This window comes from Lolliginicoccus lacisalsi, assembly GCF_014841105.1.
GTDB lineage: Bacteria > Actinomycetota > Actinomycetes > Mycobacteriales > Mycobacteriaceae > Lolliginicoccus > Lolliginicoccus lacisalsi.
This window is the reverse complement of the sequence record NZ_JACYWE010000002.1, coordinates 243,050-263,980: the sequence shown is the minus strand read 5'-3', so window position 1 is coordinate 263,980 and position 20,931 is coordinate 243,050. Positions and strand designations below refer to the sequence as shown.

The following is a 20,931-nucleotide window of genomic DNA, read 5'->3' as shown; positions in this document are numbered from 1 at the left end:
CCGGAATCCGTCCCGCAAGCAACGCGCGGCAGGCTCGCGCGGGCGGTGCATGACACGCCAATGGTGGTACTGGACACATCGGGTGGAGTTTTGTCCAACTTGCTGCGACACTAAATGCCAAGCGGGGACAACCCCCCCGACCGCAGCTGGCACGATTCTCAAGGTGCCGCAGTTTTTTAGGAGCAACATGAACACGATTGATTCGGTCAAGGACATCGCCACCAAGGCAAAGGCAACCGTCGACGCGAACGCCACCAAGGCGAAGGCTGCCTTCGAGGCCAACAGCACCAAGGCCAAGGCCGCCTTCGAGGCGAACAGCACCAAGGCCAAGGCCGCTTTCGACGCCAACGCCAGCAAGGCCAAGGCCGCTGTCGCCAGCCGCAAGGGCCAGATCGACTCGGCCGTCGACAAGGCTGCCACCTTCGTTGACACCAAGACCAAGGGCAAGTTCAACGCCCAGGTCACCAAGGTGCAGGACACGGCCAAGAAGATCGTTCCCGCTGAGTAATTCACTCGCGTGAACACCGGCGCCCCGTGCGCCAGCGATGAACGCCAAGGAGCCGCAATGCCGGACACCACGAAAGTGCTGTATGACCGGGATTGCGGCTTCTGCGTTTCCTGCCTCAACCTGCTCGCTCGCCTCGACCGGCACCACCGCGTCACCGCGATCGCTTACCAGCACCCGGGCGCGGTCGAGCAGTTCGATGTCACCGAGGACGATGCCGCCGCGGCCGCGTGGGCGCTCGATCCCGACGGCACGCGCCACCGCGGCGCCGGAGCGATCAACGCGGGCCTCTCCGCAGCGCTCGGCACCCGGCTCCCGCTGCGTGTCTACCACCTCCCGCTCGTCCGGCAGGTGCAGGACCGCGTCTACCAATGGGTCGCCGACCATCGGCACCTGATGCCAGGCGGCTCGAAAACCTGCACACTGGGCTAGGTGAACCACCTCTCGTCCCGCGCAGCCCTCGCTGTCCTTGCCGCAACCCTCCTCGCCGGGTGCACCGCCGACCCCGATCGTGACGCCGCGCGTGGCTCCGATCCCACTGGGCCGGACGTCGGGCCCAGTGCGAGCGAACCGCCCCGCGGCCCCTACTCCATCGCCGCTACCGATGCGGACGAGCGCGGCTCGATAGTCGAATCGACGCCTCTCGACTCACTCGATCCGCTTATCGCGCAACGTGCCTCGGACGCGCAGCGCGTCACCTATCGCTCCCCCTCGGGCATCGACGGCACCGCCACGTCAGTCACCGCCGCGATCCTCACCCCGACGGGCACTCCGCCCGAAGGGGGCTGGCCCATCCTCGCCTACGGCCACGGGACCACTGGCGTCGCCGCGCAGTGCGGACCGTCCCAGGCCCGGGATCTGCTCGGCCAGGGCACCCGCATCGCCGCCTACCTCGACGCGGGCTATGCCGTCGCCGCCACCGACTACGAGGGCCTCGACGGCATCCCCGCGCCCGACGGGCCCGATCACCCCTACCTCGAGCCCGTCACCACCGCCTACAACATGATCGACGCCGTCCGCGCCGCCCGCGCGATCAACGACGAGCTCAGCGACCAATGGGCCAGCATCGGGGTCTCCCAGGGTGGTCAAGCCGCATGGGCCGCGCTCGAGGCCGCCCCCCACTATGGTGACGGGCTGAGCTTCGTCGGCGGGGTAGCGATCGCGCCCGCGGCCGACCTCACGCCCATCACCGACGGGCCGCCCCCGTGGAGCCTCGGGCCCTTCCAGCTCGGATTGCTGCCGTACGTGCTCGACGGTTATCGCGCGGTCGATCCCAGCCTGGACTTCGACGATTACCTGCGCGGCTCCCTCGCCGACGGGTTCGGCGCGCTCGATGGCTGCACCAGCACGACGGGCTTTGCCTCGGCGCTGACCATCCTCGGCAGCACCCCCGATGAGGTGGGGCCCTTCACCGAGGAAGCAGCGGCCGACATCCGCGACTGGCTCGAGCGAAACGCGCTGCCCCTCGATCCCACCGACGAGCCGCTGCTTGTCCTCTATGGAGATCGCGACACCGTCATCCCCGCGGCCTGGACCGAGGAGGCCGTGCAGCGGGCCTGCGCCGAGGGCATGACCGTTGATGCCCGGCTCATCCCCGGTGCCGATCACTTCTCCATCGGGCAGACCGACGTGATGATCGACTGGCTGGACGAGCGCTTCGACGGGCAGCCCGCTGCATCCACCTGCTGAGACGGGCTAGGCGGCCGCCAGCGCGAAATCTGCGAGCGAGAGTCAACAGATCAGGCTGAGATCGCCTTGATTCGTTGACTCTCGCTCGCAGATCCAGGGGGCCTGGAGGGGGTCGGCGCTATCGCAGCACCGCGGGGGCTATCCGCTGGTGCGGGCCGCGACCTTCTTCTCCACGTACTGCGCGAGCTTGGTCAGCGCATAGTTGGTGATGATGAACATCGCCGCCACGACGATGTACACCTGGATGGGGTTGGAGAGGTTCTCGATGACAAGGCGGCTCATCTTGAGCAGCTCGATGTAGCCACCGAGCACCGCGATCAGCGAAGTGTCCTTCAGCACGACCACGAGCTGGCTGATGAGCGCGGGCAGCATGACGCGGAACGCCTGCGGCAGCAGGATCATGCGGAGGCTCTGCCAGCGGGTGAGGCCGAGCGCGAGGCCCGCCTCGTTCTGCCCGCGGGGGAGCGAGGCCACGCCGCTGCGCACGATCTCGGCGATGATCACCGAGTTGTAGGCGGTGAGGCCGATGACGAGCACCCACAGCAGGCCGCCGCCGGGCAGCACATCGAGGTCGAACCGGAACTCGCCGCCGCCGGGCAGCGGAATGCCCACGCGCATCTCGTCAGCGATCCGTGAGACGAGGTAGATGGCAAGAATGACAGGGAGGCCGCGCAGCAGCTCGATCGCCGCGACGATCGGGGGCCGGGCGAACTTGCCCGCGGTGAGGCGGGCCACGCCGATCGCCACGCCCAGGATGAGCGACAGCACGATGGCGAGCGCGGCAGCGATGAGGGTGCGCAGGAAACCGTCGCCGAGCCGCGCCCAGACATGCACGAAGCTGTCATTGGTCGGGTCGAGCAGCGGCGCCCACTTCTCCCAGGTGAACTGCCCGCCATCGACGAGCCGGAACAGTGCCAGCCCGAGTACGCCGAGCACCGCGATGAGCGCGATGACGGTGAAGATCGCGATGCGCCGACGGGCGCGGGGCCCGGGCGCGTCGAACAGGACGGTGGCGGCCCGCTCGGGTGCCTTGCCGCGGGGGCGCTGCTGGCCGGGTGAGATGGTGGGCGTGCTCATCGCGCGATCGCCGCCTTCCGCTCGATGACCTGCAGGGCGATGCCTGCCGGGATAGTGATGCACAGGTATCCGACCGCGACTCCGAGGAACACGGGCAGCGGGGCGTAGCCCTGGGCGCTCGACAGGTTCAGGCCGTTGCTCCAGAGATCACCGCCGACACCGAACGCGCCGAGCACCGCCGAGTTCTTGAACATCGCGATGAGCACGCTGCCGAGCGGCGGGACTACGGTTCGCAGCGCCTGCGGCAGCACGACCAGCGTGAGGGACTGGCCGAAGCCGAGGCCGATGGATCGGGCCGCCTCGGCCTGCCCCGACGCGACCGAGTTGATGCCGGAGCGGATGGCCTCGCACACGAACGCCGAGGTGTAGATGATCAGCGCGGCAAGCCCGAACCGGTAGAAGGAACTATTGATGCCGATCTCCGGCAGGCCGAACGCGAAGAAGAACAGCACCAGCGTGAGGGGAGTGTTGCGGACGATCGTGACGTACGCCGAGCCCACCCATTGAAGGATCGGGATGGGGGAGACCCGGAACGTCGCGATGACGGTGCCCAGCAGCAGCGAGCCCACCAGGCCGAAGAAGCAGATTCCCACCGAGGTGAGGAAGCCCGACCAATACAGGTCGAGGTTGTCGGTGATCGCGCTCATCGAATGGTTCCTCCGATCATCGCGCGGGATTCAGGGCGGCGGGATTCAGGGCGAGAGCAGGTCAGGTGCATGGGTCAGGCTCCGGGAGCTCGGGGGTCTGCGCGCCCTCGACCGAGCCGGCCGTGGCTTCCCACGCCTCGGTGTACGCGCCGGACTCGTAGGCGAGGCGCACCTGCTCGTTGATGAACTCGCAGAACGCGACCTCCCCCTTGGGGATGCCGATGCCATACGGCTCCTCGGTGAACTGCTGGCCAGCCATCCTGAACTCCCCACCGGATTTCGCGACCAGGCCAAGCAGGATCACGTTATCGGTGGTGACCGCATCGACCTGCCCCGTGCGCAGCGCATCGGCGCACTTGGAGTACACATCGAACAGCACGAGCTGATCGCTGCTAGCGAGGTATTCCTGGATCGTCTGGCTAGGCGTGGAGCCAGTGACCGAGCACACCTTCGCGTCGGTGTTCTCGCGGAACGCCTCGGGCCCGGTGATGCGTTGATCGTCCGCGGCGACCATGAGCTGCTGGCCGGCCAAGTAGTAGGGACCAGCGAAGCTGATGCGCTCGCGGCGTCGATCATTGATCGTGTAGGTGGCGACGACCATGTCGACGTTGTTGTACTCGATGAGTTCCTCGCGGCGCTGCGACGGCGCCTCGTAGTACTCGATGTCCTCGGGCTCGAACCCGAGTCCCGCGGCAACGAACTGGGCGATCTCGACATCGAAGCCGGTGAAACCACCCTCGAGGCGCAGCAGCCCGAACCCGGGCTGATCGAACTTGATGCCCACCCGGAACTTGCCATCCTCGACGATGCGGGCCATGGCGGTGTCCTCGGGGAACGTGGGATCCTCGGCGACGGGGACGCGGGATTCGATGTCGGTGCCGCTGACGCTGCCGCACGCGGTGAGCATCATCATCAGTGCCGCCGCGCCGGCGACTATTCGACGATTCATTGGCGATGTCCCAGCTTCTCGTTGACAGGGCTTTCGGGCCAGGGCTTTGCGGAGGTCAATGGGCGAGGATCTTGGACAGGAAGTCCTTGGCGCGGTCGCTGCGCGGATTGGTGAAGAACTCCTCCGGGGTGTTCTCCTCCACGATCTGTCCGTCGGCCATGAACACCACGCGATCGGCGGCGCGGCGCGCGAATCCCATCTCGTGCGTCACCACCACCATCGTCATGCCCTCCTTCGCGAGGGCGGCCATGACGTCGAGGACCTCGTTGATCATCTCCGGATCCAGCGCCGAGGTGGGCTCGTCGAACAGCATCACCTTCGGGTCCATCGCCAGCGACCGGGCGATCGCGACGCGCTGCTGCTGCCCGCCCGACATCTGCGCGGGGAACTTGCGCTCCTGCGCGTCCACCCCGACCCGCTTGAGCAGCTCGCGAGCCCGCTCCACCGCCTTGGCCTTGTTGATCTTGCGGACCTTGATGGGGCCGAGCGTGACATTGTCGAGCACCGTCTTGTGGGCGAAGAGGTTGAACGACTGGAACACCATGCCCACGTCCGAGCGGAGCTGCGCGAGCTCCTTGCCTTCCTCGGGGAGCACCTTGCCATCAATGGTGATGGTGCCGGAGTCGATCGTCTCGAGCCGGTTGATCGCGCGGCATAGCGTGGACTTGCCAGATCCGGAGGGCCCGATGACCACAACGACCTCGCCGCGCCGGACGGTCAGGTTGATGTCTTGCAGCACGTGCAGGTCGCCGAAATGCTTGTTGACGCCATCGAGCACGACGAGCGGTTCGCCAGAATCGGTCATGCGCCGACTCTAGGCTCGGCATGGATCGTCGGCGTGATGATCATCGAAATTGGTTTGGAAAGTTTACCGGAATGCGGCAAACCCAATCACTCGCGCCGTTCCTTCGAGCGGGTGGATCGCTCGGCCGCGGGTGTGGCGCTAGCGCGCGGCGGGCTCGCGCGGCGGGCTCGGAAGTGTGCAGTTTTGCACCCCGTTTCGCGCCTGGGAGGGGGCAATACCGCACACTTCCGGGGGCAACCCGGCCTCGGCGGGCCGCAGCCCAGCCCCGGGGGCAACCCGGCCTCGGCGGGCCGCAGCCCAGCCCCGGGGGAGCGGCCAGGACCTGCCGGCGGCAACCCGGCCTCGCTGGGAGCAGCCCAGCCCCGATTCAGCGCGCGACGGTGCGGTAGGCCTGCGCCACCGCGATCATCGAGAAGGGCACGACCACCAGCATCCCGATGATCGTCAACGCGCCCGCCACGGTGACAACATAGAGCACGAGCACGAGGATGAGGAGCGGACCAACGTTCGCGCCGACGGTCCGCCAGCTCGAGCGGATCGCTTCCACCGCCGACTGGCCGCGGTCGATCACGAAGTGCACCGCGAACATGCTGAAGAATGCCGCGAGCAGGCCAGGCACGATGCACAGCAGCGTGCCGAGGAATGTCATGGCCGCCACCAGGATCGCGGTGAGCACTACTTGCGCGACGTTCGGCACGCGCATGAACTCGCGCAGCGAGGGCCGCTGGCCCGCGCTCTCGGCCAGCGCGGCGCTGACCATGGCGGACTGCACGAGGATGCCGAGCAGCACGAAGAGCGCCGTGCCTGCCGCGGCGAGCGATACCGCCAGGATCGGATTGGCGGTGGGGCTCTCGAGCGGGGCGTAGAACACCAGCGATAGGGGGAATGCCACGAGGCCGGTCACGATGATCGCGAGCACGACGAATCCGAGCCAGGCGCCGGCATTGCCCGCGAAGCGCCGCCACGACAGCTTCAGCAACTGGCGGATCCTGAACGGCGTCTCCGCATCACTGCGTCGCAGGGACGGGAAGTGCCGATGGCTCGACGCCACCCCGTACTGCACGGGCGCATCGTCAGCGGGCGGGTAGGAGCCCGGCGGCGGCTGCAGCCCTTCGCCGCGGTAGCCGCCCGGCGGGGGGTACTCGCCCTGGTGCGGGTAGCCACCCGGCGTGGGCGTGGCGCCCGGCTGGGGGATGTCCTCGGGTGTTGGGAAGCCCTCCCCGCTCGAGGACGGGCTGTCACCGGGGAAGTCGTTGGTCATCGATCCTGTTCCTTCGGTCGTCCGCTGCGGCGGGCGGGCATGCGCGGCGCCTCGCAGGCCGGGAGGGCGCGCATGGTGTCTTGCCGCCACCGTCTTGGCGGAAAGAATGCTGGCGCGGGATGACAAGATCCCGCGCCAGCATGGAGGTCCCGGATAGCGATTACTGTACCGGCTGGCGGCCCGAGAACGTACGGAAGGCATACGCCGACATCATCGTGCCGAGGGGGATCGTGACGAAGGCGCCAAGGCCACAAGTGATCAGCGTGAGGACGCCGAGCACGATGAACGCGACGACCAGCAGCAGTGCCGGGCCAACGTTGGCGGACACCAGCTTGAACGAGTTCTTGATGGCGCTGATGACGTCCATGTCGTGGTCGAGCACCGAGTGAACGGTGAACATCGTGAGGAACGCGATCACCAGGCCGGGGATGATCAGCAGGATCAAGCCGAGGACCACCATGATGCCGACCAGGATCGAGGCCAGCACGAGGTGCAGGACGTTGTTGAGCTGCGCGAACTCGCCGAACGCGGGCTTGCGGCCATCGGCGGTGAGCAGTGCGCCGCGCAGCATCATCCAGCCGATCACGGTTCCCGCGATGCTGATGAGGAAGCTGAGGATCGAGGCACTGATCGAGCCCTGATCCTGGCCCAGGCTGGAGACGAAGCTAACGATCTGCAGTACCGCGAGGATGGCGACGAAGCCGAGCCATACAGGGGCGTTGTCGGCGAAGCGGCTCCATGCCCAGCGGCCGGCCTCCATCACATCGAAGCCTCCAGCTCCACCGGCTGGGTAGCCGCCCTGGGGGTCGTAGCCGTATCCCTGGGCGCCCATCGGCGGTGGTGGCGGGTACCCGGTGCCACCGTCGCCCATCGGCGGTGGCGGTGGGTAGCCGCCGTAGGGGTTGTCGCCCTGGGGGCCAGCACCTTGCGGGTTCTTGTCCTGGGGATCATTGTCCTGGGGATCATTGTCCTGGGGCTCATTGCCCCAGGGGTTGCTCCCGGGCGGGGGCGGTGGATACTGCGTCATGCGGTACTCCTTGCGTCGGTCAATCCGGGCATTGCACTAGAGTCTGGTCAACGATGGGACTCTCAGCAACACGAGGGGCACCGTTTGCGTCACAAGTCGGCACCGGATCGGCAGACTGGCAGTCATGTCCTCCATCGTGGCGGTGCTGGTCACCGTCGGGCTGGCCGTTGTCGCGGTCCTCGCGATCGCCGCGTGGCTGCGCTCCCGCGCTGGGTTCACCACTCCGGCCGAGCGGGCCGTGCATGCCACGCTTGCCACCGCCGGGGCCGCGGCCCGCGCGCTGACCGGTGGGCTCACCGAGAAGGGTGCCGCCGAGGCCGCGCCCTACCTGCGCGAGCTCATCGACGCGAGCGCGGTGGCGCTGTGCGATGCCTCGGGCACCCTGCTCGCCATCGACGGGGACTCCGCCGACGTTTCCCGATCCGCGCTGCTCGACGCCGCCACCACGAGCGCCCGTACCGGGCGGCAGCACCTCGTTGATCATCGTGACGGCCCCGGGCGCGCGGTGGTGTGCCAGCCGTTGTTCTCCGATGGCGCCAGCGATGATCGCGCGTGCATCGGTGTGCTCGTTGCCGTGCTGCGCGCCAGCCCTACCCCGGGCCTGCTGCGCACGCTCACCGAGGTCGGTCGCTATGTGGAGAGCCAGCTTGCCCTCGCCGAGCTCGACGCCTCCCGCGAGCGCCTCGCCCACGCCGAGATGCTGGCCCTGCGCGCCCAGATCAGCCCGCACTTCATCTACAACGCGCTCACCACCATCGCCGCGTTCGTGCGCACCAATCCCGATCGGGCGCGCGAGCTCATCCTCGATTTCGCGGATTTCACGCGCTACTCGTTCCGCAAGGCCGGGCAGTTCACCACTCTGGCCGAGGAGCTGCAGAACGTGGAGCGCTACCTCGCGCTCGAGCAGGCCCGCTTCGGGGATCGCCTGCGCGCCCGCTTGCACGTCGCCCCCGAGACGCTGGGCATCGTGATCCCGTTCCTGGTGCTGCAGCCGCTCGTGGAGAACGCCGTGCGGCATGGCCTGGCCGGGCAGGAGGGCGGGGGCACTGTTGTCATCACGGCGGCTGATGCGGGCACGGAATGCTTGCTCACGATCGAGGACGATGGCGCGGGCATGGATCCGCAGCGGTTGCGCTCGGGGGAGCTTGATCATGACCCCGCCGATATCCATGTGGGCCTGAACAATGTCGATGAGCGCATGCGGCAAGTGTTCGGCGACGAGTACGGCATCGTGGTGGAGACGGCACCGGGCGCGGGCACCAAGGTGATTCTGCGACTTCCCAAATTCCGTCCCGGCGTGCGTGCATGATGGATCGCATGACGACCACCGATGCGGCGCCGCTGACCGTGCTGGCCGTGGACGACGAGGCGCCCGCGCTCGATGAGATCGTCTACCTGCTCAGCGCCCAGCCCCACATCGGCACCGTGCACGCCGCCAGCGATGCCACCACCGCGCTGCGGCTGCTGCGGACCGAGCGGGTGGATGCGGTGTTCAGCGATATCCGCATGCCCGGTCTCGACGGGGTGGAGCTCGCCGGCATCATCAGCGAGTTCAAGCAGCCCCCGTTCGTGGTCTTCGTGACCGCCCACGAGGACCGCGCCGTCGATGCGTTCGACATCGGCGCCGTCGACTACCTGCTCAAGCCGATCCGGGTGCCCCGGCTGGGGCAGGCCATCGAGCGGATCCTGGAGCAACGTGCCCGCCGCGCGCGGCAGGACGCCGCTCCACCGCGCGCGGCCACGCCGTCCGATGAGGTCATTCCCGTCGAGCTGGGCGGCACCACCACCCTGGTGCGCCGCTCGTCGGTTGGCTGGGTCGAGGCCGACGGAGACTACGCCCGCCTGCACACCACCGCTGGCTCGCACCTCGTGCGCATCCCCATCAGTGCGCTGGAGGAACGGTGGGCGTCCGCTGGGTTCGTGCGGGTGCACCGCTCGTACCTGGTGTCGCTGCGGCTGGTCACCGGGTTGAGGTCAGTGGGCAGCGGGTATGTCGTCACGCTGCGCGGGGAGCGTGACCTGCGGCCCGTGGAACTGCCAGTGAGCCGTCGACACACCCGCGCGCTCAAGGATCTCCTGGTGCGCAGCCACAAGCAGTCCTGGCAGGACCGATGACGCGCCCGCGGCCCCGGCGCGAGCGCGTGGTGCTCTCCGCCCGCGCCGGTGCCCGGCCCGTGCGCACCCGCGTGGAGCTCACCGAGAGCACGGCGGTGGGGGATGTGCTCGTCCGGGGGCTGATGACCACGCAACGACGCCTCGCCCTGCGGATGGCCGCCCTCGTGCTCGCGTGCGTGCTGGTGCTGCCCGCGGCGTTCGTGCTGGTGCCTGGCCTCGCGGGGGTGACGGTGGGCGGTGTGCTGCTGCCGTGGTTGTTGCTCGCCGGGGCGGTCTATCCGTTGCTGCTGGGCGTGGGCTGGCTGTACTTGAGGCAGGCCGAGCGCAATGAGCAGCGCTTCAGCGAACTGGTCGACGACTGACCATGCCCGCCACCGGCTCCGTCGGCACGATGCTCGTCCTCGCGGCCGTGCTGCTCGCCGCCCTCGCCACCGTGGTGATCGGCACGTTCGGGGTGCGGCTCGCGCGCACGACGTCTGACTTCCTTGTCGCGGCGCGCAGCGTGGGGCCCCGCACGAATGCCGCGGCGATCTCGGGCGAGTACCTCTCGGCCGCGTCGTTCCTGGGCGTGGCGGGCCTGATCGCCAAGCATGGCGCCGACGCCCTCTGGTACCCGGTTGGCTTCACCGCTGGCTACCTGTTCCTGCTGATGCTGGTCGCCGCGCCACTGCGACGCTCCGGCGCCTACACGGTGCCGGACTTCGCGGAATTCCGGCTGGGCTCCGCGCGGCTGCGCCTGCTCGCGATGATTCTCGTCGTGCTGATCGTGGGCCTGTACATGGTGCCGCAGTTCCACGGGGCGGGGCTCGCGCTGCGCATCATGCTCGGCGTGCCCGAGTGGGTGGGAGTAGTAGCGGTGGCGGGCATCGTGATGGCCAACGTCATCGCGGGGGGCATGCGGTCGATCACGTTCGTGCAGGCGTTCCAGTACTGGCTGAAGCTCACGGCCATCGCGATCCCGGCCCTGGCGATTGGCATGCACTTCCTGGCCGGCCCGCAGCCAGTGGGGGAGCCGATGCCGCCCCGCGCGCCCACGGATCTGACGGTCACCATCGCGGACGGGATCGTCGTGGAGGTCGATGCGTCCACCGTGCTCGACCTGACCGGGCAGATCGACGGCGCGGACATCGATGGTCGCGTCACGTTCGAGCCGGGCGAGCGCGTGCTGGGCGAGGGAACGGAACTGCGCCTGCGGGCCGGGGAGGCGATGCCCACCATCGCTGGCATCCCACGAGACGGCGATGACTGGCTGCGACCCGGCTCCGGGCTGGGCGCCACCGACGGGCAGGGTGCCGGGCTCGCGCTGTACGAGGTGTACTCGGTGATCCTGGCGATCTTCCTCGGCACGCTAGGGCTTCCCCATGTCCTGGTGCGCTTCTACACCAATCGCACCGGGAGCCTTGCCCGCTGGACCAGCCTCATCGTCATCGCGATGCTGGCGGTGTTCTACCTGTTCCCCGTGCTGCTCGGCGTGCTCTCCCGCGCCTACGTTCTCCAGGTGCTGCTCACGGGCGCCACTGATGCCACGGTGCTGCTCCTGCCCAACGCCGTGTTCGACGGCCTCGGCGGGCAGTTGCTCGCCGCGCTGGTTGCCGCGGGCGCGATCGCCGCGTTCCTTTCCACCGCATCTGGCCTGCTCGTGTGCGCCGCGGGCGTGATCTCCACCGACGTGCTCCGCGGCTCCGTCCGGGACTTCCGCATCAGCGCCCTGGCTGCCGGGGCGGTGGTGATGGGGCTCGCGCTCGCGGGCACGCGCCTCGACATCTCCCAATCCGTCGGGATGGTCTTCGCCGTCGCCGCCTCCACCTTCGCGCCCCTGCTGCTGCTCGGCATCTGGTGGCGCGGGCTGACCGTCGCCGGTGCCGCGGCCGGCCTCATCGCGGGGGGAACCACGAGCCTCGCGGCGGTGCTCATCGTGGTGGCGCGCGGCGGGGCGGGCACGGGCTGGGGAGCGGCACTGCTCGCGCATCCCGCGGCGTGGACGGTGCCACTGGCGTTCACCGTCATGGTCGGGGTCAGTCTGGCCACCCGCGCGTCAGTGCGCGACGATGTCGCGGCCGTGCTCGCGCGCATGCACGTGCCCGAGCGGTTTGGCATGGTGCGCGATCGCGATGCCGAGCGGTGGGGGTGAGGCGGTGGCTGTGCGGCTCGACCGGGGTGCGCCGTCTCAAATAGTGATTCCTGAGTCCAACTATTAGGACTAATGAATTTGTACGCGTTTTTATCGGTTGCCCCCCTTTCTGGGGGCTAATGATGTGCTCTAATAAATAGAGGTTCTGCAGGCCTGGAAACACGATGACAAATTCTCAACCATGTAGGCAGCCCATGTCCATTGAACTTCTTCTCGGCGGCGAGGCGGGAACCATGTTCTCATTCGTCACAGACTTCTTCTCCGCCTTCTTCGGCGGCGGTGCCGGTGCCGAGGGTGGCTTCGGCTCGTAGGCCCCAGAGCGCTGGCCTGGCCCATCCTCCCAGGGGGGTGGGCCAGAGCTGTATGTTGTCCCGGCTGAAGGCGGCCTGCGTCGCGCGCCCATGAATTCCACAGATTGTTAATTACTTCGTGAAAAATAATTGAGGCGGCTGATGCTTGCTGGGGCGCCGTGGTTGGGGGCTCGATTAATCGATCTGAATTCGGGGATCGAGCACTGGTAATCACCCGCGGATCGAGCATCCGGGCCCACTATGGACGGCTGGGCGGTGGACGGCTGGACGGCGGACGGCAAGGCTGCCACCCTTGTTCGACAGCTGCCACGAAAATCGGCCAACAGCCACCCATATTTCGGTGGTAGCTGCGCGCAACGGTGGCAGGGGCAAGCGATGGGTGGCAGGTCCCGCGCCCCCGCAGATCCCGCGCGGCCACAGATCCCGCGCGGCCACCGATCCCGCGCGGCCACCGATCCCGCGCGGCCGACCCGGGGACGCCTGGGCAGCCGCGCCCCTTCTTACGCCATGACGCTGGCGAGGACGGCCTCGAGCTCGGTGATGACGTCGTCCACCGGCTCGGTGGAGCGGGCGGAGCGGGCGAGGATGACCGCGCCCTCGACGGCGGCGACGGCCGTGCGCGCGAGGCGGGCCGCGCGGGCAGGGTCGACGCCCTCGTTCTCGAGCGCCTGGGCGAGGGCCTCGTGCCAGTTGGTGAAGATGCTGGCGACGAGGGGCGCGAGGTGCTGGTCCTCGGGGGAGCCGCCGACTGCTGCCGCGACGACGGGGCAGCCCGCGGCGTAGTCGCTGTCGCGAAGGATGCGGGTCCAGAACCTGCCGAAGGTGTGCAGCGTGGCGAGCGGCCCTTTTTGGGCGGAGTCGTTGATGATGGCGGTGATGGTGTCCCCGGCGATGCCGGGGCTCTCGGTCATGATCTGGTTTCGCCCGCCAGGGAAGTGGTAGTACACGGATCCGCGGGGGGCGTTGCTGCGGGACAGGATGGCGTCGATGGTGACACCGGCGGCGCCGCGCTCCTGCAATAGCTCGACGGCACTGGTGAGCATTCGCTGCCGTGTGTTGCTCTGCGGTGCCACTGGTCGTCCTCCTTGGTTCCTGCCGTGCTCCCCCAGACTAGTGCGCGTTGCGCGGCCCATGGCATATCACTTCTATTGTATAGTCCATATCACGTAGCTGCTATCGAGGAGGTGCGACCATGACGGCTCGAACTGGCCCGAGCACGGCCAAGCCCGCGAGCACGGAAGCCGCCCGCAGCACCGCGTGCATCCTGTGCGAGTGCAACTGTGGAATCACCGTCGAGCTCGATGGACGGCGGCTCGCCAAGATCCGCGGCGACAAGGACCACCCCGCGTCCGAGGGGTACACCTGCGAGAAGGCGATGCGGCTGGACCTCTACCAGAACGGTCACCATCGGTTGACCAAGCCGCTCAAGCGCCAGGCTGATGGCACCTATGCCGAGATCGACTGGGACGTGGCCCTCGACGAGATCGCCGCCAAGCTCGTGGACATCAAGCACCAGCACGGTGGCGAGTCGATCTTCTTCTACGGAGGTGGCGGGCAGGGGAACCATCTGGGCTCGGCGAACTCGATCGCGCTGCGGGGGGCGCTGGGGTCCAAGTACTACTCCAACGCGCTTGCCCAGGAGAAGACGGGCGAGATGTGGGTCGATGGCAAGCTCTACGGAGGCCACACCAAGGGCGACTTCGAGCATGCCGAAGTGATGGTCTTCATCGGGAAGAATCCCTGGCAGTCGCATAGCTTCCCGCGGGCCAGGCCGGTCCTGAAAGCCGCCGCGAGCGATCCGCAACGCTCGATCATCGTGGTCGACCCGCGGCGCAGCGAGACGGCCGCGCTAGCCGACCATCACCTGCAAGTGCTTCCGGGCCGCGATGCCTGGCTCATCGCCGCCCTCGTCGCGACGCTCGTGCAGGAGGACCTGATCGACCAGGAATTCCTGGCCGAGCACACCACGGGGTACGAGCAAGTGCACCAAGTGTTCGCCAAGCTCGACATCCCCGCGTTCGCGGCGATCAGTGGAGTGCCGGAGGACCAGGTCCGGACTGCGGCGCGACGGATCGGGACAGCGAGCAGCGTCACTGTCTACGAGGATCTCGGTACTCAGCAAGCCCCGCACAGCACGCTCGTCTCCTACCTCAACAAGCTCCTGTGGATCCTGACCGGCAACTTCGCCAAGCCAGGCACGATGTTCCTCCACTCCAGCTTCGTCGCGATCGCGGGAAGCTCCAGCGGCGGCAAGAGCAAGCAGCGCCGGAGCGGTCCGGGTGCTCGGTTCCGGAAAGCCCGGGCGCGCGCGCTGTCCCGCGCGATGGCGATCGCGGCATCGGGAGCGGCCACGGCATTGCCCGCGCTCGCCCGGCAGGAGATGCTCCGACCGGTGGTCGAGCGGGGATCCCGCGCGATGCTCGAGGCGCTCGTCCCCCTTGCCGGTGGCATGCTGGCCGGTGACATGGGGCCGGCAGCAGGTGGTGAGCGCCGCACGCCCGTCACCGGGGCACGCATCATCGCGGGGCTCGTGCCCTGCAACTCGATCGCTGATGAGATCCTCACGGATCATCCGGGTCGCTTTCGCGCGATGTGGATGGATAGCGTGAATCCCGCGCACTCGTTGCCGGGCTCGGCGCGATTCCGCGAGGCCATGCGCGAGCTCGACCTCACCGTGGTCGTTGATGTGGCGTTCACCGAGACCGCTCGCATGGCCGACTATGTCCTTCCCGCCGCGAGCCAGTTCGAGAAGGCCGAGGCGACATTCTTCAACTTCGAGTTCCCCCGCAATGTGTTCCACCTGCGCAAGCCTCTTCTCGAACCCCTGCCGGGAACGCTGCCCGAGCCTGAGATCTATGCCGGGCTGATCAGGCGCCTCGGGGTTGTCGAGACCGACGTGGTTGACCGATTGCGCGACGCCGCGAAGGCTGGACGGGAAACGTTCGGCGCGGTCTTCATGGCTCTCTCGGCCGCGCGGCCCGAGGTCGCGAAGCTTGCCCCCTACCTGCTCCATGAGTCGCTGGGCCAGGATCTGCCCGCCAACGAGCGCGGGGCCGCGGTGCTCTGGGGCGCCGCGCAGATGTGCGCGATGGGCAACCGGAAGGCCGTCGCACGGGCGGGATTCGACGGACCAGGCCTCGCTCCCGGCAACGCGCTCTTCGATGCGATCATGGCGGCGGGCAGCGGCGTTGTGTTCACCGAGGACACCTGGGACTCCGTCTGGGATTACGTGCGTCGCCCCGACCGTCGCTTCACCATCGCGATCGATGAGCTGCTGGAGCAGGCGCGGAACCTTGGCTCGGCCCGGAACTCCTGGACAACCGCGGAGTTTCCCCTCGTCCTGGCAGCAGGAGAGCGGCGCTCGTTCACGGCAAACACCATCATCCGGAATCCCGATTGGCGCCGCCGCGACCGCTCCGGGGCGCTGCGCATCAGCGAGCACGATGCCACCGGGCTCGGCCTCTCCACGGGCGATCGTGCACGGCTCGTCACCGCCAGCGGTGCCGCCGCCGTTCAGGTCGAGATCAGCGACATGATGCAACCGGGAAACATCGCCTTGCCCAACGGTCTTGGCGTTGATTTCCCCGGTGGCGACGACGGCACGGACGGTGCAAATCTGGACGCTGCCATGGCGACGGGCACGGCGCCCAATGAGCTGACCTCGAGCCACTGGAAGGACAGCTTCGCCGGGACGCCATGGCACAAGCACGTTCCAGCACGCCTCGAGCTGATCGGCTAGCCATCGGGAATTGGTGTGATGGCCCTGCCGCTCGTCGTGGCTGCAATGCCGCTCGTCGCACGGATCAACCCCTCGGCCTGTGATACAAGCCACAGCCGACCCTTGTGACCTGCATCTCATTAACGTCGGGATATCGCATCCCAACGTCGAGGAGAGTCGCAGTGACCACCCCGCCCGCAACCCGTACCGGGACGGTGGACGCAGTGCCCCCCGCACCGCCCGCCGCACCCGCATCCCCGTCCCCGCACGCCGGGCAGCCCCGGACCCCGTCGCCCGAGGACTTCGAGCGCATGCAGGCCAGCCCGGAGTTCCAGGAACTGCGCCGCAGGCTGCGCCGCTTCGTGTTCCCCATGACGGCGTTCTTCATCGGCTGGTACCTGCTCTACGTGCTGCTTGGCATCTACGCCACCGGCTTCATGGGCACCCCGGTGCTCGGCAACATCAATATCGGAATACTGCTCGGCCTCGGGCAGTTCGTCACCACGTTCGGCATCACCGCCTGGTACATCGTGTTCGCCAACCGCGAGCTCGATCCACGCGCTGCAGCCATCCGTGACGAGATGGAAGGAGCAGGAGCATGAGCCTCCTCGCGCAGGAAAGCACGGCGATGGTCGGCAACCCCCTGATCAATATCTCGATCTTCGCGCTGTTCGTCGCCGCCACGATGGCTTTCGTCATCCGCGCCGGCCGCACGAACAAGACCGCCTCCGACTTCTACACCGGCGGCCGCGGATTCACCGGCCCCCAGAACGGTGTCGCCATCGCCGGTGACTACCTCTCCGCTGCATCGTTCCTCGGCATCGCTGGCGCCATCGCGGTCTTCGGCTACGACGGCTTCCTCTACTCGGTCGGCTTCCTCGTCGCCTGGCTCGTAGCGCTCCTGCTCGTCGCCGAGCTGCTGCGCAACACCGGCAAGTTCACCATGGCGGACGTGCTGAGCTTCCGGCTCAGGCAGAAGCCCGTGCGCACCGCCGCCGCGGCATCCACTCTCACCGTTTCGCTGTTCTACCTGCTCGCCCAGATGGCCGGTGCCGGTGGCCTCGTCGCGCTGCTGCTCGACATCAACGACCGCGCCACCCAGTCGCTGATCATCGCGGTCGTCGGCGCCCTGATGATCGTCTACGTGCTCGTCGGCGGCATGAAGGGCACCACCTGGGTGCAGATCATCAAGGCCATCCTGCTCATCACCGGCGCGGGCATCATGTCGGCCCTGGTGCTGTGGAAGTTCGGCTTCAACATCTCCGGGCTGCTCGGCTCCGCCCAGGAAACCGTTAACAGCTCGGTCGAGGGAGGCCGGGACGTGCTCGCGCCCGGGGCGCAGTTCGGCGGCACCGAGATCTCGAAGCTGAACATGCTGTCCCTCGCCCTTGCCCTCGTCCTCGGCACCGCAGGCCTGCCGCACGTGCTGATGCGCTTCTACACCGTGCCCACTGCGAAGGAAGCCCGCCGCTCGGTGGTGTGGGCCATCGCCCTCATCGGCGCGTTCTACCTGTTCACCCTCATCCTCGGCTATGGCGCCGCCGCGATCGTCGGCCCGGAGCGCATCCTCGGCGCTGCTGGCGGGCAGAACTCCGCCGCGCCGCTGCTCGCCTACGAGCTCGGTGGCACGATCCTGCTAGGCATCATCGCCGCCGTCGCGTTCGCGACGATCCTTGCCGTCGTCGCGGGGCTCACCATCACCGCCTCGGCCTCGTTCGCCCACGACATCTACGCCAACGTCATCAAGAACGGCGACGTGGACGAGAAGCAGCAGGTGCGGGTATCCCGCATCACCGCAGTGGTGATCGGCGCGCTGGCCATCGTGCTCGGCATCCTCGCAAACGGGCAGAACATCGCCTTCCTCGTGGCGCTCGCCTTCGCGGTCGCCGCCTCGGCGAACCTGCCGACGATCCTGTACTCGCTGTTCTGGAAGCGGCTCAACACCACCGGCTCCCTGTGGAGCATCTACGGCGGCCTCGTCTCCGTGCTGGTGCTGATCGTCTTCTCCCCGGCGGTGTCGGGCTCGCCCACCTCGATGATCCCATCGATGGATTTCGCCTGGTTCCCGCTGTCCAACCCGGGCATCGTCTCCATCCCGCTGGCATTCCTCCTCGGCTACCTCGGTTCCGTTCTTTCCTCGGACCAGGGCAACCTCGCGAAGAACGCCGAGATGGAGGTCCGATCCCTGACCGGGGTCGGTGCCGAGAAGGCCATCTCGCACTGAATCCCGCCCACCCCCGCGAAGGGCGCCGGAGCTGCACCACGCTCCGGCGCCCGTTGCGGCATGCTGTGACTCATGCCCCCATGGGACCGCGGTGTGAGCCATAACAAGACAGGGCGACGATCGGGTCACTGCCAGATCTCGCTCTGGTCTCGAACCTTGCTCCGGCGTGGACACCCCACCCCCGGCATCGCCACAGTGGAAGGCGTGACCGGGCAGCTCGACATCCCCAGGGCCGCCGTCGAGACCAGCATCGACGGTGGCCGCGTGCGTGGCACCAGGGTCGGCGGGGTGACGCTGTGGCGGGGCATCCCCTACGCGGCCGCGCCGGTCGGGGAGCTGCGCTTCCGAGCCCCCGAGCCCCCGCAACCGTGGACCGGCACCCTCGACGCCTCGCGGTTCGGGCCCATCCCTCCCCAGGAGATCTCCCGCAAGCTCGCGGACCCGGGCGCCGACGTCGAGGCCAGCGAGGACTGCCTCAGCATCAATGTCACCGCGCCCGCCGGTGCCCGCAGCGAGCCACTACCCGTGATGGTCTACATCTACGGCGGTTCCAACACCAGCGGCTCGGCCGCTCTCGACCTCTACGAGGGGAGCGCCCTTGCTCGCGACGGCAACGTCGTGGTCGTCTCGTTCAACTACCGGCTCGGCGCGCTCGGGTTCCTCGACTTCTCCGGCTACGCCACCTCCCGGCAGGCCTTCGACACCAACCTCGGACTGCGCGACCAGATCGCCGCGCTCGAATGGGTGCGGGACAATATCGCCGCGTTCGGTGGAGACCCCAGCAACGTCACCATCTTCGGCGAATCAGCGGGCGGCATCGCCGTTACCGCCCTTCTCTGTTCTCCCCGCGCCCAGGGATTGTTCCACCGGGCCATCGCGCAGAGCCCCGCCATCGCCACCACCTACGAGCCGCAGCGGGCACGCGCCGTCGCGGCCGAGTTCCTCGATATCCTCGACGTGTGCGAGCACCACGCTGCCGAGGTGCTGCGGGGCATCCCCGCCGCCGAGTTCGTCGCGGCCGCCGACGAGCTCAAGCAGCGCGTGATGCGCACCGCGCCAGGAGCGATGGCGTTCGGCCATGTGCTCGATGACCTCCTGCCGGAGCGACCCCTCGACGTGCTGTCCAGCGGGCGCGGGCCGACGGTGCCGCTGCTGATCGGTACCACCGATCGGGAGGGCGCGCTGTTCGCGCGAGGGCCGGAGGTGATCCCTACGACCATTCCGTCGATCGAGCGCATGTTCGCCCGCACCGATCCGGACCGCCGGGACGCGGTCGCCGCCGCCTACCGGGGCTACCCGGGGCGCCCGGCCGCGATCGAGCTCGGCGGCGACGCCATGTTCTGGCACCCCACTCTCGAGGCTGCCTCCGGCCACAGCGCCGTGGCACCGACCTTCATGTACCGCTACGACTACGCCCCCCGAATGCTGCGCCTGCTGCGCATGGGTGCCACCCACGCCACCGATCTGCCCGCCGTGTTCGGCACGCTCGACAGCCGTGCCGCCAAGGTCCTCACCTCCGTCGGGGGACGCCGCGACCTCGCAGCGGTGAGCCAGCGCATGCGCCAGCACTGGACATCCTTCGCGCGCGACGGCGAGCCCCGGCCGGACTGGCCGCGCTACGACACCACCGCGCGCCGCACGATGATCTTCGATGTGCAGGATCGCGTCGATCGCGACCCGCGGGCCGCCCGCCGCCTAGCCTGGAACGGGTACCGGACCTACCGGTGAACCGTGCCGTGCCACGGCACCCGCATCCACCTCCGAAAGGCAGCCCCGCATGGCTCGCACCAACGACTCACTCGACACGCACTTCACCCCGCAGGAGGCCTGGGAGCGGGCCTCCGACCTCTCGCGGTACGGCGACTGGCTGCTGCTGCACGACGGCTGGCGCGGCGAGCTCCCCGAGCAACCCGGCACCGGCACCACCGCGACGTCCGTGATCTCGGTGAAGGGCATGCGCAACCGCATCGAGTGGACGGTCGAGGAGTATGACGCGCCGCGCCGCGTCGCGCTGTCCGGCCATGGCGTGGGCGGCACCAAGGTCGTCCTCGCGCTCGAGGTCGCGCCCGCCGGGGCTGGCTCGCGCGTCGAGCTCGACGTCCAGTTCTCCGGGCCCCTGGTCGCCGGGCCGGTCGGGTTCGGCGTATCGAAGGCGCTCAAGGGCGACCTGCGCAAGTCGCTGGAGAAGTTCGACGCCATGGATTGAGCGCGGTCGGGTCGCTGGCTGCCTGCTGGCTGGGGTGCGCGGTGGCTGGCTGGGGTGCGCGCGATGGCTGGCTGGGGTGCGCGCGATGCAAACGCGATAGAAGCTGCCCGAATCCCAGGATAGTTTCTATCGCGTTTGGCCGTTTCTGGTGCTTTTGCCGCCAAACCGCACCGCGCCCGCACCGCCCCGTGCGCCTTCGTGAATGCCCCCTGCGGGCGGGCGAAGAAAGTGCCCTCCCGATGGTGGGCACCCGGCAACGGGCTGGT

General features: G+C 68.3%; 19 protein-coding genes. 12 read left to right on the top strand and 7 right to left on the bottom strand.

Annotated features, from left to right (window positions below; all coding sequences use genetic code 11):
* Positions 1-187 precede the first annotated feature (187 nt).
* From HT102_RS04700 to HT102_RS04690, 3 genes are read left to right on the top strand one after another with little or no spacing between them, the layout of a single operon-like run.
* Positions 188-508, top strand: a complete 321-nt coding sequence (locus tag HT102_RS04700; protein WP_192038246.1) for an Rv0909 family putative TA system antitoxin — start codon at positions 188-190, stop codon at positions 506-508.
* 57 nt (positions 509-565) lie between these two features.
* Entirely contained in the window at positions 566-937 is a 372-nt protein-coding gene (locus HT102_RS04695; protein ID WP_192038245.1) for a thiol-disulfide oxidoreductase DCC family protein, read from the top strand.
* Positions 938-2,194 carry a lipase family protein gene (locus HT102_RS04690; RefSeq protein WP_192038244.1) on the top strand — a complete coding sequence of 419 codons (1,257 nt, stop codon included), beginning with the start codon at positions 938-940 and terminating at the stop codon, positions 2,192-2,194. It begins immediately after the preceding gene.
* A 138-nt stretch (positions 2,195-2,332) separates the two neighbouring features.
* Here HT102_RS04690 and HT102_RS04685 read toward each other — a convergent pair whose 3' ends face one another.
* The 6 genes from HT102_RS04685 to HT102_RS04660 all read right to left on the bottom strand — a co-directional run bounded on the left by HT102_RS04685 (position 2,333) and on the right by HT102_RS04660 (position 7,960).
* The gene (locus tag HT102_RS04685) at positions 2,333-3,271 is read right to left on the bottom strand and encodes an amino acid ABC transporter permease (protein ID WP_192038243.1); all 939 of its coding nucleotides are present in this window, start codon (positions 3,269-3,271) and stop codon (positions 2,333-2,335) included.
* Positions 3,268-3,918, bottom strand: a complete 651-nt coding sequence (locus tag HT102_RS04680) for an amino acid ABC transporter permease (protein WP_192038242.1) — start codon at positions 3,916-3,918, stop codon at positions 3,268-3,270. The genes HT102_RS04685 and HT102_RS04680 overlap by 4 nt, the downstream gene beginning before the upstream one ends.
* Before the next feature lie 61 nt (positions 3,919-3,979).
* A complete protein-coding gene (locus HT102_RS04675; protein WP_192038241.1) occupies positions 3,980-4,867 on the bottom strand; it encodes a glutamate ABC transporter substrate-binding protein in 888 nt (295 codons plus the stop codon).
* Positions 4,868-4,922: 55 nt separating this feature from the next.
* Complete coding sequence (locus tag HT102_RS04670; protein WP_192038240.1) at positions 4,923-5,672, bottom strand: amino acid ABC transporter ATP-binding protein; 750 nt, start codon at positions 5,670-5,672, stop codon at positions 4,923-4,925.
* Positions 5,673-6,039: 367 nt separating this feature from the next.
* A complete protein-coding gene (locus tag HT102_RS04665; protein ID WP_192038239.1) occupies positions 6,040-6,933 on the bottom strand; it encodes a DUF2189 domain-containing protein in 894 nt (297 codons plus the stop codon).
* A gap of 160 nt (positions 6,934-7,093) precedes the next feature.
* Positions 7,094-7,960, bottom strand: coding sequence for a DUF2189 domain-containing protein (locus tag HT102_RS04660; RefSeq protein WP_192038238.1), 867 nt, complete (start codon positions 7,958-7,960; stop codon positions 7,094-7,096).
* A gap of 124 nt (positions 7,961-8,084) precedes the next feature.
* Here HT102_RS04660 and HT102_RS04655 point away from each other — a divergent pair, with 124 nt between their 5' ends.
* The 4 genes from HT102_RS04655 to HT102_RS04640 are packed head-to-tail and all read left to right on the top strand — an operon-like array spanning position 8,085 to position 12,206.
* Positions 8,085-9,269 (top strand): sensor histidine kinase, encoded by a 1,185-nt coding sequence (locus HT102_RS04655; RefSeq protein WP_192038237.1) that lies wholly within the window; start codon positions 8,085-8,087, stop codon positions 9,267-9,269.
* Positions 9,269-10,075, top strand: coding sequence for a LytR/AlgR family response regulator transcription factor (locus HT102_RS04650; RefSeq protein WP_408611311.1), 807 nt, complete (start codon positions 9,269-9,271; stop codon positions 10,073-10,075). Before HT102_RS04655 ends, HT102_RS04650 begins: the two co-directional genes overlap by 1 nt.
* Positions 10,072-10,437, top strand: a complete 366-nt coding sequence (locus tag HT102_RS04645) for a DUF485 domain-containing protein (RefSeq protein ID WP_192038235.1) — start codon at positions 10,072-10,074, stop codon at positions 10,435-10,437. Before HT102_RS04650 ends, HT102_RS04645 begins: the two co-directional genes overlap by 4 nt.
* Positions 10,438-10,439: 2 nt before the next feature.
* Positions 10,440-12,206, top strand: coding sequence for a sodium/solute symporter (locus HT102_RS04640; protein ID WP_192038234.1), 1,767 nt, complete (start codon positions 10,440-10,442; stop codon positions 12,204-12,206).
* Positions 12,207-13,017: 811 nt separating this feature from the next.
* Here the strand turns inward: HT102_RS04640 and HT102_RS04635 are convergent.
* On the bottom strand, positions 13,018-13,590 hold the full coding sequence (locus HT102_RS04635) for a TetR/AcrR family transcriptional regulator (RefSeq protein WP_333473284.1): 573 nt from the start codon (positions 13,588-13,590) through the stop codon (positions 13,018-13,020).
* A 119-nt stretch (positions 13,591-13,709) separates the two neighbouring features.
* Between HT102_RS04635 and HT102_RS04630 the strand changes: the two genes are divergently transcribed.
* The 5 genes from HT102_RS04630 (at position 13,710) to HT102_RS04610 (ending at position 20,665) form a co-directional block, all read left to right on the top strand.
* A complete protein-coding gene (locus tag HT102_RS04630; RefSeq protein WP_192038233.1) occupies positions 13,710-16,256 on the top strand; it encodes a molybdopterin-dependent oxidoreductase in 2,547 nt (848 codons plus the stop codon).
* A gap of 203 nt (positions 16,257-16,459) precedes the next feature.
* Positions 16,460-16,837 carry a DUF485 domain-containing protein gene (locus HT102_RS04625; protein WP_333473304.1) on the top strand — a complete coding sequence of 126 codons (378 nt, stop codon included), beginning with the start codon at positions 16,460-16,462 and terminating at the stop codon, positions 16,835-16,837.
* Complete coding sequence (locus tag HT102_RS04620) at positions 16,834-18,459, top strand: solute symporter family protein (RefSeq protein ID WP_192038232.1); 1,626 nt, start codon at positions 16,834-16,836, stop codon at positions 18,457-18,459. The genes HT102_RS04625 and HT102_RS04620 overlap by 4 nt, the downstream gene beginning before the upstream one ends.
* A gap of 204 nt (positions 18,460-18,663) precedes the next feature.
* Positions 18,664-20,187, top strand: coding sequence for a carboxylesterase/lipase family protein (locus tag HT102_RS04615; protein WP_333473283.1), 1,524 nt, complete (start codon positions 18,664-18,666; stop codon positions 20,185-20,187).
* A 49-nt stretch (positions 20,188-20,236) separates the two neighbouring features.
* Positions 20,237-20,665 carry a type II toxin-antitoxin system Rv0910 family toxin gene (locus tag HT102_RS04610; RefSeq protein ID WP_192038230.1) on the top strand — a complete coding sequence of 143 codons (429 nt, stop codon included), beginning with the start codon at positions 20,237-20,239 and terminating at the stop codon, positions 20,663-20,665.
* Positions 20,666-20,931 lie beyond the last annotated feature (266 nt).